Below are 17645 nucleotides of genomic sequence, written 5' to 3'. Positions count from 1 at the left end.
GGATTGTATTATGTTTTACACCTCTTTAATATTGATGAATATTTCGGAGTATGAAAACAATAGTATGTAGTATCTTTTTTATGTTGACCTCGGTTATGGCGTGTACACAGGAAAAAACAAACAAATCTTTACCAGGTCCTTCAAAAATGAAGAACATAAATAGAGTCCCATTTTTAACCAGTCAGAAACTTTTTATGTACGTAGATAAAACAAGTCTGAAACCTGTCATCAATCAAAAATTCAAAAGCGCATCCGTATTTACTTCTACAGGTTTTGCAGTTGTTGTAAATGAAAAAAATGAATATGCTGCCATCGATGAAAATGGAAAGATCGTATTAGGCTTTTCAGCTGAGGAGATCAATTTGAATGTGATCAACGGGCTTACATTCTATAAAAAAGATATTGAATATGAGAAGAAAATGCCGGTCTGGAAATGGGATTGGAATATTATGGGAAGTGGCATTAAAAAAGAACAGACCTATCACAAAATAGAAATTGGAGTAGTAGAAAGTCAGCAAGTGCTACTCAGTGAAGATGTTCCATATTTAGAAGATAATTATTATCTCAACTTCATTTCTGTGGACGAGACCCATGTATTTTGGAACGGAACTCTTTATGAAGTTAAAAAGAACCGCTTACATAAAATTGAAAACAATATTGCAGAGCTGTTAGAAAATAAACGGTGGCTCAAAGGCTCAGATGCAGAATTTTCAATGTATGGATTAAGTCAGAAAAAAGCAATTCACAGCGGATTAAAAGGCTCTGAAACCCTTTCAGTACAGTTTGAAAAAGAAATCATAACACTGAATGAAGTCAATAAAGAACGGTATGCACCGGAAGTACCTAAGCTTTTAGCAGATAACAAAACCAATGATGTTTATATTTTCCCACAATATGAAAAGGTATTTCCCAGGAAAATTACAAAAGCAACATCTTCGCAGATTGAGTTTATTAGAAAAACTTCTCTAGTGTATTCGATCACCAATTCCCCATATTTTTTATTGGGTGTTTTTAATTATGATCATGACATTTGGGCTTATAGCTGGCTTTATATCGATACCGAAGGGAATATTACGGATTCCATTGGTAGCTATGATTTTAAAGTCTTGGACCGGGTCGGAAATTTGGTGTGGCCAGATAGAAAAATGATTTTGCCCGATGAGTTCATTAACAAAGACTGGAAATTCGGAAAAATAAAATACTATAGTGGAATGGATGACTGCTACCTTATCGCAATTGAAGATGAAAAGCAACTGAGAACCATTGGATTGTGGAACAGCCGTGAAAAGATCTGGGAAATAAAACCTCAATACTATGATATTTCAGTTTTGGATACCGAGAAACAAATCTATGCACTTCAAAAAGAACAAGACGGATTGTATACACTTTTGGACAATAAGACTAAGAAGAGTATCGGATCAAAAGCTTATAAGTCTATTAATTCAGAAGGGATGGTGAGTATTAAAAATACTTTAGGAGAAACTGTGTATTATTATATTGATGTGTATTCCGGAAAAGAATATAAAGAATGATAAATATTGCCAGAAGCTGGAAGAAGGAGGCTGGAAGTTACCTTCTGTCATAATTGGCAATGATCATTTCGTAATTAAATTACTTTAAAAGATCAACAATTATTCTTTATGTTCATCATGACTTCCTTCTTCCGGCTCCCGGCTTCCAACTATTGCATTCTAACCCATTAAAAACCACCGTTATCAGGGATATTTTGAGCCAACATCTTTGATTACCTTTAATTCGAAGATTTATTAAAGAGAAGAGGGTGAAACATTTCGTGATTTTAACTTCATTTTTTGCATTGCTAGGGTGTAAAAGCAATGCTCAGAAATTGCAGGTGACTCCCATCTACACAGAACCGCAACGGGTTACCAAAGAGATTCCTGAAACAGGGAGAATCCAAACATATACAACTCGTAAGGCGGTTGTAGAGCGCCTTAACCCAATGATTTTCATGCTTTCAAAAAATGCTGAAACGCTACAGTTGCGAATACAGGGAAATATCAGTTCCGGTGGACATTCTGTTCATCAGGTGAGAAAAATTGGTTTTGAAAAAGGAGAACGAAATGGCAATACCATTACACTACGATATTACGTAGAGATCAAAAAGATTCCTGGTAAAGAAAGTGCTGATGTGAGTGGATATAATTATACAAAAGATGAAATCTACAAAATACCGGATGATGTTAAGATCATAAGAATTGAATTGTACGAAGATAAGATCAATACTCCATCAGATAGAAATCCACAGCTTGTTGCTCATCAAACCTTTAATTTCTTTGCAAAAATCTAATGACACTATATAATAGGTTCAGTCTATCTCCGGATTTTATGACAAATACGCCGAATATAAATCTCAAAAAAAAGGTTATGCTTGAAGAATTTATTAAACTGATTAAAAAAGCAGAAATACTGGATGAAGATCCTAAATTTTATGGATCCAATTCCGAAGAAAATATCAGCAGAGTAGAGAATGCTTTAAAAATAAAATTTGATGATTTTCTGAAAGCTTACCTGCTTGAATACGGCGGCGGCGGAATTCCTGACCTGTTGCATACCAATGGAATTTTACCTGAAAATCCATTGAGTGATAATCAGTACACATTTTATGGAGCCACTGTTTATGCACGGCAGGAGTTTCAGTTACCAGATCATTTTTTAGTTATAAATTCCAATTTTCCGTCCGATGTTTTGGTTTTAGATAGCCATTCCGGAACAATTTACAATTATGAGATGTACTCCCAAAACAGAAGCTCAACATTGTATCCTAATTTTGAAAATTATCTTTTAACAGAATGGGAAGCCCTTATTGAAGAATATTGAATCAAACATTAGATTATTATGATGAAAAAAAAGTTGGCAAATCCACCATCAGATAAGCGTGATCGTGAACTGTGGATGCAGCATGGAGTAGGTTATATTGTTTTTGAAAATATCCGGAAATATGCAATTGGTAACATACCGTCAGAGATAGATGAAACCCTTCGTGAAGCTCATTTGAAAGCTATTGATAATACTATTTATGGAATGATGATGCAAATGGACGGAATTTTTAATCCTTTAGAAAATGAAAACTACCACTTAGCACTACAAACCAATATTGTTTTATATAAAGATGGAAAAGTGATTGAAGAACTCAACACTCTTGATGGTGATGGAATGTGCATGGGATTTCATGGGTGGATTGATGATGATTTTGGAAATAACGAAATTGTAATTCCAATCCCTGAAAAATGAATTCTGATTAAAAGAATAGCTACAGTAGCCAATCACTAAAAAAAAGATGTAATGATAAATCTTACCTCAGAACAACAAAATTTTATCAACGATAACTTCTACGAAGGCATTCTACAAAATGAGTTGAAAGAGTCAAAATTTAAACAATTAACAATGTCTGAAGAATTGCATTATCTTGCTACTCAACATAACTGGGATGACGGGGTGAAAGTTTTACAATGGATTGCAGAAAGCCCTGTTTGCTCTGAAGCAACTGCCTTGGAGTTATTTTGGTTGGCACAGCCGAAGGATTTTCAACAGTATACATTAGATCACACACTCAAGAATGAATCTCAAAATGAGGTATTTACCCTTTTGAAAATACTTCTGAAAAATTATCCCAATCATTTTTATCAAAAAACAGCGATTGAGTTTGATCCTACATCATTTTGTGACAGTGAATTTATGATTCCTGACTGGATTTTTCAAAAAACAAATGGTGAAGAAAGTTATATATATTACGAAGAAGATGATGTAGAAGTATGGTTTGACAGGGAGTGGGAAAATAATATCAGATGGGCTAAGTCTACAATTGAACTATTCAACATTGCTTATTTTATAGAGGAACCTGAGTATGCAGCATTGGTATTACAGAATCGGTTCTGTGATAAAGGAACTGCAGTGCTTGTATTCTGGCGATTGTATACTGAGTGTTCTCTTTATACCTATACAAACACAATGCTGCAGGGAATTATTAATAAGATTGAAAACAACGATTATCCCGAAATATTGAGCTATAACCCTCAAACTGATGAGAAAGTTGATTACAAAAAGAAAAAAATAGCTTGGGAACTCCCTGAGATTTTTAGAAAACCTGTTTAAAACATATCTATGAACACTTTACAAGACTTAGAAAAAGAATATAATTTTACCTATCCCGAACTCTACAAGCAATTGTATACTGATAAAATGCTCGATTGGGGGGCAGAAGGAAACGGCTGGTATACCAATGTTTTTCCAATGCTCAAAGAAAATCCACCTTTGCTTTTATTTGGAAATGATATTGAGATCTGGGATCCTATTGCTTATCGTCACGGAATCAGAGAAATTATCAAGCATGAAGTGTATGATATTAACCCTAAATACAGGATGGTTCCCTTCGCTAAAAATGGGGCAGGGGATTTGTATGTTTTTCAGTTTGATATGGAGGTCAGTGGTGAAGTTCCCATTACGTTTTTTGGTCATGATTCAGATGCTGAAATTTTAGCTAAAAACCTTCAGGATTTTATTTTCAGACAACTTTTAGAATCTTTGACAGAAATGGATGAATATTCTATGTTTGAAGGAGATTCTGAAGAAGAAATCAAGATTAATCTGCAAAACCAATTAAACACACACCGGAAATATTTAACTCCAAAACAAGTTGAAATTTTAGAAGATATTTATAAACGTGATATGTTTGAATACACCTATAAGACTTCTAATGGTGGTGAATTTGAAGCTAAAGGCATGTTGACTTTTGATGAACTGGAAAAAATTGTTAATAAAGAAATTGCTTTTGAAAAACTGAACCAAAGATTCGATTACTTTGAATAAGTAACTATAAAGAATGATGACAATGAAAAATATTTTTGTTTTCCCATTTCTGTTTGCGGTGTTGATTACAGTATTCAGCTGCAAAGAACCTGAACGGAAAAAAACAAACTTCCCGAATTATCTGAAAAATACCGAATGGATTGTAAATGAAGGCGGACTTATCACTCCGGATGGAGTGAAAACCTATTATATGTCTCCAAGAGATACGGCATTGATTTTCAATTTTCATGCAGTACACTTTTTAGATGCAGAAAAATTCCAAAGTTATGATGCCTGGCAGTGTGGAAATGATTGCTTTACAGAAATACATGGAAGGTATTATTTCACAGAAAAGAATCAGATACAAATGGAAATCGACAGTATGAGTAAGTCTGAGTTCTGCGATGCACCAACACAGATTTTCAAACCATCAAAAAATATGACTTTTGACCTTACAAAAGAAGGGAAACAGTTAAAGCTAACAAGAAAATAAAATGACAGATTTAATAAAAATTTTTCCGGAATATGAAGATGTATTTCATGATGATATTGAAAATCATAAAAAATATTTTCTTCCGATTTGTTCAATTAACTTGAAAATTATCAATCCATCGGAAGATCAGTGGCTGCATATTATTTCTGTAAAAGAAATTTACGATGGCTGCGTTGGAGAAAATAAACCGGAATATCATACAGAATATACCAAAGCAGATATGTTTGGCTTTGATGTGATTGATGGTAAATATAAATTTGATGCAGACTGGAATTATTTTTCAGCACATACCGAGATTTCTCCCGAAGATTATGGGAAAAGTTATTCTGATCTAGAGATTGAATACAACATGAATGAGGCCATGTATCAATTAAAAAAGGAATATTATCAAAAACATAATAAGCTTTATGATAAAGATTTCAATCGGCCGGGCTTAGAGGTTTACGACATTCGCCGCTTAGAGCGTTTACGTAATCTTACAGTTGAAGATCTGGAAAAAGATAATTATTCAGAATATTTGGAGGAACGTCTTCAGAAGAAGATTTTTGGAATTTTTGAAGAACTTAATACCAATGCACTCCCCTTAGAAGAATGCAATTTCGGAGGTGAAAACCTTATTGAAAAACCCTTTAAACCTGATGGAATCCTGATGGATTATATTGCATGTTTGGAAGGCTATGATTTTCAACAAAATTCGGCAGATCAAGTATTTTTATTTTATGACAAAGAACTTAAAAAGGCCATAATTTGCTTAGAATACACTTAGGTTTGAAAGAATTATTATTGAAAATATAGATAAAGGCACTTTGGCCAGTTTAATAAAACGAAACAATGGAACAATGGCATAAGAGAAACCTTGTTCAACTAATAAGTAGAGTAGTTGAGCAATTTACATACTTGTATAAAAAATGCACAGAAAATAATGATAAAATATATGGAATGACTATTAATTCCAATTCATTTGGTACAACTTCATATATGGCAGTTGCGGCATATAATCAATTAAAAAAAGAAGATATTAAGTTAAAGTGGCAACTTGATGAATGGGTAATTACAGTTGATGATGGTGTTTATGCGGATGATTTTTTAGATCAATTTAATAAAGATATTAGAGACTATTTTGGAGAAATAATGCTGCCAAAAATTCAAAATGGAGCTGATGAAAAAGAAGAAATTGAAAAAAACATACAGTTTTATATATTAGGAATGAAGGAAGCTAAAGAGTCATTATTTAATATTTTAGGTTTAGAGATTGAGAATATTGTATTCATTTTATCGGTAAATGAGCATCCTGATGTAGCACTACGTTCGGCATTAGAGATAAATTCATACTCTGATTCCTTACAAGAATTTGTTGAATATAAAAATCAGAACAGCTAAACTATTAGGTTTTTTACATAAGTAATTTTCTTTTGCAGGTTTGAATCCTTAGATAGATTAGGCATAAAAGAAAGCTGAAAAAGGCCATTAATTACTCTTAATAGCTTCGCAAGTATTTTACTTATATTTACGTCCTTTACCACAATAAAAATTAATAGAGATAAGGTTTTGATGTACAGGTTATTATTGATATTCACTTTATGCATTTGTCCGTTTTTTGCTTATGCACAAGATGTTTTAAGCAAATTAGAGAAGGAATATAATAATGCTTCAGACAAAACAACAGAGCAGTTGAGCCTGGCTCCTAAATATGCTACGGCCTTATTTTTCCATAAATTTAAACCGGAATCCTATCAGATTTTAGCCCATAACATTTCCATTGCGACAAAACAGAGTGATGGGAAATATGCTACCATTTTGTATGCTGTGCAGGCAATGAATTACAGACTTGACAATAAACAAGCAGAATCTTCAAAAAGTCTGGACATGGCCAGGATCTATAGCCTAAAAACCAATAGTAATGAAGCTAAAGGCTATATGGAATATGCTAAAGGCTGGATTCTCACCCGTAATAATAAAACGACAGAAGCTGTTACTGCTTACCTGAAAGCAATTAATTATTATGAAAATTCACCAACGACTTCTACATTGTACGGAAGATTCGGGAATGTAGCCAAAGAATTATCCACTATTTATTCTAACCTGAATGAATATCAGCTGGAAGAAAAATACAGCAAACAGTTTCTATTGCTAGCTTCCAAACAAAACGATCCCAATCTTATTTTCGATGCCTATATGCGAATGGGCTATATGTACGAACAGAAATATGCTCAAAGTCCCTCAGATATACAGTTGAGAAACAAAACAGAACAGTATTATCTGCAGGCTATTGCTACTTTCAACAAAAATAAAGGATCTATGCTCAATAAGACCAATCTTTCTTATGCAGCCATTAATTTAGCCAATTTATATATCGAATTTAACCCGGATAAGGCAATGCAATACGCTCAATTAGCCAACAAGGTGAGTCTGGAGACCGGTGATCCTATTCATATTGCTTCTTCATTTGGGATTTTGGCAGAGCTGGCCATTCAGGATAAAAATTATGATTTGGCAAAATCTTATTTCCTGAAAGCCTCTATGGAAATTGGAAAGAGCCCTGTCAGAGATCATAATATAGAATTATCTATTCTTGAATCTTTATCGCGAATCAGCGAAGAACAGGGCGATTATAAAGATGCATTGACTTATTATAAAAGATATGTAGATCAATACAAAAGTGTTTATGATCAGGAAAAACTGGATATTACCAAAAGATTAGAGTCACAGTTTGAAAAAGAACGACAGGAACAAAAATATATAAAGCTGCAGCTTGAAAGTGATAAAAAAGCACAACGAATTAAACTGATCAACATTCTGCGTGCACAGCGCGAACAGGTATACAATAACTTAAAACTGGTAGAGGAAAATCAACGGGAACGCCTAAAGTTTTCAGAACTTGAATCAGAGAAAAAAGAACAGCAGCTTCGTTTGGCAAAACTGGAAACCCAGCAAAAGAATAACGATATCAACAGCTATAAAAAGCTGTTGGCCTTCAAAGAAAAAATTAACACCTACTATATTGTTTTTATTTTCATCTTCATCATCCTGATTTTCCTATTGCTTTACGCCTATAAACAACGGGTGAAATCAATTAAGCAAAGAGATGAATTACATGCCTTAGCCATGGAAAAAGAAAAACAAAACTCCAAAATCTCTACACTTACTGCATTGTTAGAGGGGCAGGAGCAGGAGCGTGGCCGCCTCGCACGGGATCTTCACGACGGATTAGGAGGTTTACTTTCAGGAACAAAACTTCAGTTGTCTATTTTGAATCCTGATCAATCTGAAAATATAGAAGAAGGGATTTCAAAATCAATTAATCAGATTGATGGTGCGGTAGAAGAACTGAGAAGGGTAGCCCATAATTTAATGCCTGATTTACTAATGAAATACGGTCTGGTAGCTGCTATTCAGGAATTTGCTTCCCGAATGTCTAACAGCGCATTAAATATTCATACCGAATTTATCAATTACCAAAATTCTTTATCAGAAGAAAAACAGCTGCTTATTTACAGGGTCATTCAGGAATTGGTTAACAACGCCATAAAACATGCTAAAGCCACTGAAATTATTATTCAGATCAGTGAAGAAGAAAATATATTGCATCTTACTGTAGAAGATGACGGTAAAGGATTTAACCTCTCCGACTTAGACTTTAGAAAAACAGCAGGTTTTCATAATATAGAATCAAGAATACAATTTTTAAAAGGAACAATGAATATCAATTCCCAATTAAATATTGGGACCAGTATAGAACTTCAAATTCCTACCCATTAAACATGATAAAAGTAGCCATAACAGACGATCATCCGCTTCTATTGGAAGGGTTGAAAAATATTTTAGGAAATAACGAAAATATAGACGTTGTAGATTGCTTCAAAAATGCTTCAGAGATGAATGCCGGTTTGAAAAAACAGACAGTCGATATTTTACTCTTAGACATCAATTTAGCAGATATCAACAGCATAGAACTCATAAAACCATTAAAGAAAAAATATGAGAACCTTCAGGTTATTATGCTTAGCGTTCACAATGAATTGCCTGTCATCAACAGTACTTTAGCAGAAGGAGCATTAGGATACATTCAGAAAAATGCTTCAGTTTCCGAAATCCTGGAAGGGATTAATACCGTATATGCCGGTAACCGGTTTTTATGTTCGCAAACCCGTTCTGTTTTGGAGAAAAAATCATCAGACGGCTTAAGTCAGGTACCTAAACTGACGCGAAGAGAAAAGGAAATTCTGGCTGAAGCAGCAAAAGGATTGACCACCAATCAAATGGCCGAAAAGCTTTTTATAAGCCCGCATACCGTAGAAAGTCACCGAAAAAATCTTATTGAAAAATTCCAGACCTCTAATCTGAGCTCAGCCATTAAACTGGCTATAGAATATGGTTTGATTATCGAATAATCTATTGATAAGGAAGCGCAATTTGTGGGAGCTTAAACATAGGTTCTCACAGATTGTACAAATTTCACAGATGATATAACATTCTGAATAATTACTTCAAAATCTATGTCTTTATATTGTTAAATACCTTTAACGCATCAAAAACTACCGCTTCATCAGAATCGATAAAATAGATTCAATTCTTAGCTTCCTTAAGATAAAGCGTAACCCAAAATAAAACTTTGCGTCACCAAAAAGCAAGATAAAATTTAAACTATTAAGAAAGGTGAAGACTGTAAGAAAATTTAAGATACAGCTTAATAAATAGCTTTAGCCATTGCCTTACCTTTTCCTCTTAAAGATCTTAATGGGTTAATATATTTCAAAACTTTAGCCATATTCAAACAACAAAAAGGCCTGCTTACATCGTAAAAGCAGACCTTTTCTATATATAATCAAATAATTAGGTGTGTAATCTTTAGTCTTTGAATCTCAACGCAGCCTGGAATAGGTTTTTCTTTCCCGTCAAATCATATTCTTTATTATATTCAGGCTGATACATCAATAGATAAACTCTTCCGTCAAAATCTTTTAAATTGATAGTTTGATCCACCATCACATCATAAAACCTTGTAATGGTTCGCGTAGCTGTCCATTGTTTTAAGTTGCCTTTAGGGTTTTTATCAAACCTGTGATCTTTTACATCTGTATAATACCAGTATGATGGTGCAGAATCCATTAATAATAGTTCTTTATCCTTGTTATAAAGTTCCTCTGCCATTCCTGTACTCTGAAACCATGGAACCTCCGTATTGAAAATACCTAAAGCCCCTGCATAGATATCCTTATCCGTTGTAGCTCCTACTAAAAAGCCTTCAAGATTAGTAGCCGTAAACTCAAATACAAAAGGTGATTTTTTCAGATCATAAACATCATTTACAGGTTCAATTACTTTTCCATCCTGCTTAATAACTACTTTTAAAGCTTGTGCGAAAGTCATAAAACTTAATAGGCATAAAAGGAATGTCAAACTTATTTTTCTCATGGTATATCTTTAAATAACTGCTGCAAAGATATTGGACTTTACACCCACAAACACTGGCTGATTTCAGGGGTTTTTATTTGATTCCAGGCTCAAATACAGTTTCTCTTAAAACAGATTATCCTTCAGCTGAATTTTTATAAAAGCAGTTTTTTGCTTTTTACCAGGTGCCGCTGCTGAATTAATAGGATACACTTCAGCATAAAAAGTTTTATCATCCTTCCAAAAGGCCTTCGTTTCGTTAGCAATTTTAAAATTGGTAAAGTTTACATACAAAAGGTTTTCTTGATTATGGGCTTGTTCCAGATATTTATTGATCTCAAAATTGCTTCCTACATCACTATTTGAAGAGATTGAAGAAATCCAGTTTTTTCCTGGAAGAATCTGAGGATATCCTCCTGTAAACAAAGCAAAATCAGCTGTTGATTTTACATTATAAAAAGAATAGTATGTATCTACGGTCTCTACTGAATTTTCTTTGAAAACCTCCAGGTGCAGGTAAGGAGACTGTCCAATATATTCATTGGATAAAGTTCCGTCTTCTGTAGATACATTTTCATGTTGTGTAATCACGGTTTCTTTTGAGGTATCTGTATAGATCCAATTTTCGCCTTTTAATTTAATCTGAGGATTCTTTACTAAAACTTCATCAATTCTATTTTTAGAAGCTGTTATAAATTCCTGTTCCGAAATTTCGTTTATTGTACCATATTTACTGAATGACTTATTTTTTAAGTCCTGAGACTTCTTCAAGATACTGCTTCTGATCTGATAAAGATCTACACCTTTTAAAGTAAGGTCAAATGCTGCCGTGAATTCTGATTTCAAAACAAAAGCTTCAATACTGTTTGAAATATTGTTGTTAATGCTGTAATGAATAGAGTAGAAGTCATCAAACTCTTCAAATCCATAATAATTATCGAACTTATTATAAGCTATTTTCAGATGGGCAGCGTTTTTATTCGGAGATACAAAAAACTGTACAGAATCCAGCTTGGTAGAGAGTTCAAAAGGGACCTCCTGCACATTATCTACTCCTTTTATCTTTTTAAAATCAGCAAATGTTATTATCTTCTGGCTAACTTCAGTTTTTGCATTATGTGTTTCTGATGTTTTATTTTGTGGGTTACATCCCATCAGAACCACTGTAGATGATATGAAGAATTGGTATAAGGGTTTCATTTTTTATTTTTTGACAAATGTATCGGTATTCAGATGAGTGGGCAACAAAACCCCTGAATATGGACAATAAATGGCTGAAAACAGGGATATATTGAATGATAAATTTTAGGCATTTTTGCAAATGATAAAACTAAGTATTGATTGCAGATGAAAAACGTAATAACCAGCTTTTCAGTTGTGGTCGCTTTATTGGCTTCCTGTTCACCTTCTACAGAGAAAAAAGGTAACAGAGCAGATGCTGCGGTTGCAAAAATAGATACCGTTTCCAAACCTATCCCTAAAAAGGATACTGTTTCAGCAATAGAAGAGATACCGGAAGATTTCTCGGCATTGGTTCCTATTGATGTATTGAATACAAAAAGTACAGATGTATATGATAAATATGGTATAGAGTTCTCTGGAAACTGTTATTCGTGTGATTTGGCAAGTCTGTCCATAACAAAGAATAAAATTGAATGGACCAATGTCTGTGATGAAAAGGATACTTTTGAAATTAATGATTTTTCATTTTCCGGCGAAGGAAATAAGATGATTGTAAAAACACCAGAGAGAATCTATATTTTAACTCAGATCGATAAGGCACCCGTTTATGAGCTGGCCGTAGAAGGACAGAAACTCGAATTAAAAAATAAAAGAGTAGCAAAATATTTTACGACCCGAAAAGCTTTACCGCTTTTTAAAGAGCATAACTGTGGTGATTTTGAAGGATAAAAACTATGACTAACCTGTAGAAATGGGGGGCAATACAAATGATGACTACATAGCCCCTCTTTCTATTTCTGATGAAACGATACCATGAAAATTTAAAATAAAAAAACCTCAAAATAATTTGAGGTTTTTTTATATGTAAAATAATGACTTAATTATTTTGCTGGTTTTTTAGGACTCATCATCATAATCATTCTCTTTCCTTCAAGCTTAGGAAGCTGATCTACTTTACCCACATGCTCCAGTTCCTGAGCAAGTTTTAAAAGCAAGATTTCTCCCTGATCTTTAAAGATAATCGAACGTCCTTTAAAAAATACGTAGGTCTTCAATTTAGAACCTTCTTCAAGGAATTTTTCAGCATGCTTCTTCTTGAATTCGTAATCATGGTCATCTGTCTGAGGTCCGAAACGGATCTCTTTCACCACCACTTTTACTTGCTTAGCTTTAAGTTCCTTCTGTTTTTTCTTTTGCTCATATAAGAATTTTTTATATTCTAATATTCTTGCAATAAAAGGTTCTGCTTTATCAGAAATTACTACTAGATCCAATTCCTGTTCCGCAGCAATCTGTCTTGCTTTGTCAATTGGATAAATTCCTGGCTCTACGTTATCGCCCACCAAACGAAGCTCTCTCACACGAATTTTATCGTTGATCAAGTGTAAGTCCTCCTGTACAGGACGTCTTTGTGGGCCCCTGTTGTTAAATCTTTGTGCTATTGTATTATAATTTTATTGGTTAACTACTTATTGATATTAAAAGATTGAGAGATTTTGAAATTAATAATCTCTCAATACCTTATTTTAATTTATTAAATGGCAGCTTCCTTTTTGAAGTAAGCTACGAAATCTTCCATATTCATTACTCCAAGGTCTCCTTCGCCACGTCTTCTTACGGAAATTGTACCATCCTTTTCTTCATTTTCTCCTACTACAAGCATGAAAGGAATCTTCTTCAATTCAGCATCACGGATTTTTTTACCTGTTTTCTCGTTTCTGTCATCAATCTGACCGCTAATATCGTGATTTTCCAAAAATTGTGAAACTTTTTTTGCATAATCTACATACTTTTCACTGATTGGTAGAATAATAAACTGATCCGGGCTCAGCCATAATGGGAAATCTCCGGCAGTATTCTCCAATAAGATTGCGATAAAACGCTCCATAGAACCGAAAGGAGCTCTGTGGATCATTACCGGTCTGTGCTTCTCATTATCATTTCCGATATAGTGAAGATCAAATCTTTCCGGTAAGTTATAATCTACCTGGATTGTTCCAAGCTGCCATTTTCTTCCCAATGCATCTTTCACCATGAAGTCAAGCTTAGGACCGTAGAATGCAGCTTCACCGTATTCAACAACTGTTTTTAAGCCTTTCTTCTGAGCAGCATTGATGATCGCGCTCTCTGCCTTTTCCCAGTTCTCATCAGAACCGATATATTTTTCTCTGTTTTCAGGATCCCTTAAAGAAACCTGAGTCACAAAATCTTCAAAACCTAAAGATTTGAAAACATAAAGTGTGAGATCAATTACTTTTTCAAATTCTTCAGAAAGCTGATCCGGAGTACAGAAAAGGTGAGCATCATCCTGAGTAAATCCACGAACTCTTGTTAATCCGTGAAGCTCTCCACTTTGCTCATATCTGTATACAGTACCGAATTCCGCATATCTTTTCGGAAGATCTCTGTAGCTCCATTGTGAAGTCTTGTAGATCTCACAGTGGTGCGGACAGTTCATAGGCTTCAGCAGGAATTCTTCTCCTTCATTCGGAGTTTTAATTGGCTGGAAGCTGTCTGCTCCATATTTATCCCAGTGTCCGGAAGTTACATACAATTCTTTGGCTCCAATGTGTGGAGACATTACGAATTCATATCCTCCTTTTTTCTGGGCATCAGAAAGAAAATTTTCTAATTTTCTTCTTAAAGCTGTTCCTTTTGGTAACCAAAGAGGTAGACCGGCACCTACTTTTTCAGAAAATGCGAAAATACCAAGTTCTTTACCCAGTTTTCGGTGGTCTCTTCTTTTAGCTTCCTCTAATCTTTCAAGGTATTCCGTAAGTTCTTTCTGTTTAGGGAAAGAAATACCATACACTCTTGTTAATTGAGGGTTCTTTTCATTTCCTCTCCAATAAGCTCCTGCAGCATTTAAGATCTTTACAGCCTTTACAATTCCTGTATTCGGAATGTGGCCTCCACGACATAAATCTGTGAAGTTATCGTGTGTTACAAAAGTGATTTCTCCATCGTTCAGATTAGAGATCAGTTCCACTTTGTAAGGGTTGTCAGCATATGTTTTTAAAGCATCTTCCTTTGAAACAGGATATAATGAGAATGTAGATCCTTTTTTTGCATTTTCAAGGACCTTTTTTTCAATCTTTTCAAAATCTTTTTCAGATAAACTTTCATCCCCGAAATCTACATCATAATAAAATCCGTTTTCAATTGCCGGACCAATAGTCAGTTTAGCGTTAGGATAAAATTCCAGGATAGCCTGCGCCAAAAGGTGAGCAGAAGAATGCCAGAAAGCTTTCTTTCCAAGATCATCATTCCAGGTCAAAAGTTGTATCGTAGAATCCGTGGTTATAGGTGTGGTTACTTCTACTTGTTTATCATTAACAATTGCGGAAATGGTATTTCTAGCCAATCCCTCGCTTATAGATTTTGCCACATCTAGAGGAGTAACTGCTCCCTCGAATTCTTTGACACTATTGTCTGGAAGTGTAATTTTTATCATTGTTTACTAAAAAATTTTAAGATGCAAAAATACGCATTTTTTACATAAAATACTATATTAGCCCTATTAATATTTAATAATGAAAAAGATCTTCTTCGTTTTTGTCTCACTGACTTCTACATTAAGTTTTTCCCAGAAAAAAAGCCCTAAATTTTCTGTTGCCTACAACAAGAATATTGAAACATACTTCCTCGCAGAAATACTTTCAGCAGACCACCGTAAACATAATAAGGATTTTGAACTCTATAAAATAAAAGAATGTTATGATTATCAGCCTGTTGTAAAAAATGCATTAAAGAAATATGAACAATTGAAGAACTCTGATATTGCGGTTGCAACGGCAAGGATCAATGATCTTTTGCTGGAAAAATACGGTTCAGGGAATGATATTCTGATGAAACCTTTACTGTACCATAAAGAATTTCCTTCCACGGAATGGATCAATGAATACCGGTATGACAGCAATAATCTGACAAAGGAACAGAATGAAGAAGTTACCCGATTAATTAAAAATTATTTTTCTGAGCTGTCAAAATTCTACAATAAGGAAAATATTGAACAGTTTTTTGCCGAAAACAAGTCTTTTTATGATGGGGGAATAAAAGAATACAGCCAGCAGATACCGTCCGGCTTTACCAATGCAATGGAAGGCTTGTATGGTGAAGCATTTAACTCTTATACTGTTCTTATTTCACCCATGATGATGTGGCCTATTGAAGATAATGAAGGCAGAGGTATTGGGACAGATGTTATTTTAAAATCAGGAGCTCAAAATATCTATGAAATAGCAAGTCCTTTTGTGAAGGTACAGAAAGAGGGACAATTTGGGTATGACAATCAGTTTCAGGCAAGATTTCTCAGTGTTCATGAGTTTGGGCATTCTTTTGTAAATAAGGAAGTGTATCAATATAAAGATAAGCTTGAAAAGTTTAAAGATTTGTTTGAAAAATCAAACTTAAAGGAAACAATGATCAAAACAGGAGGTTATGGTGACTATCAAACCTGTGTTGCTGAGCATTTGGTGAGATTGGGAGAAATTGAGACGGCAAAAATCCAGAAAGATTTTGAAAGAGCCGAAAAACTGAAAGAATATCATTTAAAGAATAACTTCATTTTTATTCCTTTATTAGAAGAAAAATTGAAAGATTATAATTCCAACAGAAAAAAATACAAGAAATTCGGGGATTTTGTCCCGCAATTGCTGGAGATTTTTGAAAATACAAACATTGAATTTATCAATAATGCTTTAACTCAAAACAAGAAATAAAAGCTATAAATTGCATCCTACTATGAATACAATAAACATTGATCTGCACTGTGACCTGTTATATTATTTACTGAGGTCAAATTCAACTATTGACGACAAAGAACTGGGATGTTCACTGCCTTATCTACAGGAAGGAAATGTAAAACTTCAGGTAATGGCCATGTATGCCGGAACCGGTGAAGGAAGTACAGCTTACGGATTGCAGCAAAGCCAATTGTTTTCTGAACTGATCAAAAATGAAAACTTTTTCCTGTTTGAAAATGAAAACTATAAAAACCCGGAGAATGAAAACCGGGTAGGAGTGATTGCATCCATTGAAAATGCATCTGCTTTCTGTGACGAAAATGAAAGCCTGGAATCAGGATTTAAGAATCTGGAAGCCATTATCGAAAATACTCAGAAAGTACTTTATATCGGAATTACCCATCATTCAGAAAACCGTTTTGGAGGCGGAAATAATGCTACTGTCGGACTAAAGGAAGACGGAAAAGTTTTGATTGATTATATTGCTGACCGGAAAATTGCCATAGATCTTGCGCATACAAGCGATCAGCTGGCTTATGATATTTTCAGTTATATCAATCAGAGAAATTATTCAATTCCTATTCTGGCAAGCCATTCCAATTACAGAACCATTTATAAGAACAACCGGAATCTTCCTGATGAACTGGCAAAAGAAGTGATCAACAGAAATGGACTGATTGGTCTGAACTTCATTAAGGATTATGTAGACCTGGAGAATCCTGAAAGACTTTATGAACACATCCAATACGGACTTGACCTGGGAGGAGAAGACAACATCGCCTATGGAGCAGATTATTTCTATTGGAAAGATCATCCGGATACCTCACGTCATCCGTTTTTCTTTGAAGAACATTCTAATGCATCGGTTTATCTATCTATTAATAAAGAAATTGAACAGAGATTCTCTGCTGAGCTTGTAAAAAAGATCAGTCATCAAAATACCTTAAATTTTATAAAAAACATTTATAAATAGTAGAATTAGGTTTAAAAATGAATAAAAAATGTTTCGGCGGGCTCTTTGAGCC

The 17645-nt window shown here is 34.2% G+C and carries 19 protein-coding genes; 15 read left to right on the top strand and 4 right to left on the bottom strand.

What is annotated here, in order from left to right; translation table 11 throughout:
- Positions 1-100 precede the first annotated feature (100 nt).
- The 12 genes from WH267_RS25095 (at position 101) to WH267_RS08910 (ending at position 9690) form a co-directional block, all read left to right on the top strand.
- A complete protein-coding gene (locus tag WH267_RS25095; RefSeq protein ID WP_394337824.1) occupies positions 101-163 on the top strand; it encodes a hypothetical protein in 63 nt (20 codons plus the stop codon).
- Positions 147-1532 carry a hypothetical protein gene (locus tag WH267_RS08960; protein ID WP_340007508.1) on the top strand — a complete coding sequence of 462 codons (1386 nt, stop codon included), beginning with the start codon at positions 147-149 and terminating at the stop codon, positions 1530-1532. Before WH267_RS25095 ends, WH267_RS08960 begins: the two co-directional genes overlap by 17 nt.
- 248 nt (positions 1533-1780) lie before the next feature.
- Entirely contained in the window at positions 1781-2308 is a 528-nt protein-coding gene (locus WH267_RS08955) for a hypothetical protein (protein WP_340007506.1), read from the top strand.
- Positions 2309-2385: 77 nt separating this feature from the next.
- Positions 2386-2838: an SMI1/KNR4 family protein gene (locus WH267_RS08950; RefSeq protein WP_165852278.1), complete on the top strand. Its 453-nt coding sequence runs from the start codon at positions 2386-2388 to the stop codon at positions 2836-2838.
- Between the two features lie 18 nt (positions 2839-2856).
- Complete coding sequence (locus WH267_RS08945) at positions 2857-3252, top strand: hypothetical protein (protein WP_115972574.1); 396 nt, start codon at positions 2857-2859, stop codon at positions 3250-3252.
- Between the two features lie 51 nt (positions 3253-3303).
- Positions 3304-4113 carry a DUF4274 domain-containing protein gene (locus WH267_RS08940; RefSeq protein ID WP_340007501.1) on the top strand — a complete coding sequence of 270 codons (810 nt, stop codon included), beginning with the start codon at positions 3304-3306 and terminating at the stop codon, positions 4111-4113.
- 9 nt (positions 4114-4122) lie between these two features.
- Positions 4123-4827 carry an SMI1/KNR4 family protein gene (locus WH267_RS08935; protein WP_115972572.1) on the top strand — a complete coding sequence of 235 codons (705 nt, stop codon included), beginning with the start codon at positions 4123-4125 and terminating at the stop codon, positions 4825-4827.
- 22 nt (positions 4828-4849) lie between these two features.
- A complete protein-coding gene (locus WH267_RS08930) occupies positions 4850-5299 on the top strand; it encodes a hypothetical protein (protein WP_340007498.1) in 450 nt (149 codons plus the stop codon).
- A 1-nt stretch (position 5300) separates the two neighbouring features.
- Entirely contained in the window at positions 5301-6065 is a 765-nt protein-coding gene (locus tag WH267_RS08925; protein ID WP_340007496.1) for a hypothetical protein, read from the top strand.
- 65 nt (positions 6066-6130) lie between these two features.
- Entirely contained in the window at positions 6131-6679 is a 549-nt protein-coding gene (locus WH267_RS08920) for a hypothetical protein (protein ID WP_340007493.1), read from the top strand.
- A 171-nt stretch (positions 6680-6850) separates the two neighbouring features.
- Positions 6851-9058, top strand: a complete 2208-nt coding sequence (locus tag WH267_RS08915) for an ATP-binding protein (RefSeq protein WP_340007491.1) — start codon at positions 6851-6853, stop codon at positions 9056-9058.
- Between the two features lie 2 nt (positions 9059-9060).
- Positions 9061-9690 carry a response regulator transcription factor gene (locus WH267_RS08910; protein ID WP_115972567.1) on the top strand — a complete coding sequence of 210 codons (630 nt, stop codon included), beginning with the start codon at positions 9061-9063 and terminating at the stop codon, positions 9688-9690.
- A gap of 457 nt (positions 9691-10147) precedes the next feature.
- Here WH267_RS08910 and WH267_RS08905 read toward each other — a convergent pair whose 3' ends face one another.
- Positions 10148-10714 (bottom strand): hypothetical protein, encoded by a 567-nt coding sequence (locus tag WH267_RS08905; protein ID WP_340007487.1) that lies wholly within the window; start codon positions 10712-10714, stop codon positions 10148-10150.
- Positions 10715-10819: 105 nt separating this feature from the next.
- Positions 10820-11893 (bottom strand): resolvase, encoded by a 1074-nt coding sequence (locus WH267_RS08900; RefSeq protein ID WP_340007485.1) that lies wholly within the window; start codon positions 11891-11893, stop codon positions 10820-10822.
- Positions 11894-12040: 147 nt separating this feature from the next.
- On the opposite strand from WH267_RS08900, the gene WH267_RS08895 reads away from it, so the two are divergent.
- The gene (locus WH267_RS08895) at positions 12041-12604 is read left to right on the top strand and encodes a hypothetical protein (protein WP_340007482.1); all 564 of its coding nucleotides are present in this window, start codon (positions 12041-12043) and stop codon (positions 12602-12604) included.
- A 152-nt stretch (positions 12605-12756) separates the two neighbouring features.
- Here WH267_RS08895 and infC read toward each other — a convergent pair whose 3' ends face one another.
- Together infC and thrS are read right to left on the bottom strand one after the other, a co-directional pair.
- Positions 12757-13257, bottom strand: a complete 501-nt coding sequence (gene infC / locus WH267_RS08890; RefSeq protein ID WP_172625635.1) for a translation initiation factor IF-3 — start codon at positions 13255-13257, stop codon at positions 12757-12759.
- Between the two features lie 152 nt (positions 13258-13409).
- Complete coding sequence (thrS, locus tag WH267_RS08885; RefSeq protein ID WP_115972563.1) at positions 13410-15329, bottom strand: threonine--tRNA ligase; 1920 nt, start codon at positions 15327-15329, stop codon at positions 13410-13412.
- Positions 15330-15408: 79 nt separating this feature from the next.
- Here thrS and WH267_RS08880 point away from each other — a divergent pair, with 79 nt between their 5' ends.
- Together WH267_RS08880 and WH267_RS08875 are read left to right on the top strand one after the other, a co-directional pair.
- Positions 15409-16596, top strand: coding sequence for a DUF4932 domain-containing protein (locus WH267_RS08880; RefSeq protein ID WP_115972562.1), 1188 nt, complete (start codon positions 15409-15411; stop codon positions 16594-16596).
- Positions 16597-16618: 22 nt separating this feature from the next.
- Positions 16619-17593, top strand: a complete 975-nt coding sequence (locus WH267_RS08875) for a dipeptidase (RefSeq protein ID WP_340007474.1) — start codon at positions 16619-16621, stop codon at positions 17591-17593.
- Positions 17594-17645: the final 52 nt, after the last annotated feature.

Source organism: Chryseobacterium sp. MYb328, assembly GCF_037572595.1.
Lineage (GTDB): Bacteria > Bacteroidota > Bacteroidia > Flavobacteriales > Weeksellaceae > Chryseobacterium > Chryseobacterium pennae.
Note: the sequence above shows the minus strand (reverse complement) of the source record. Positions and strands in the feature narration are given on the sequence as shown.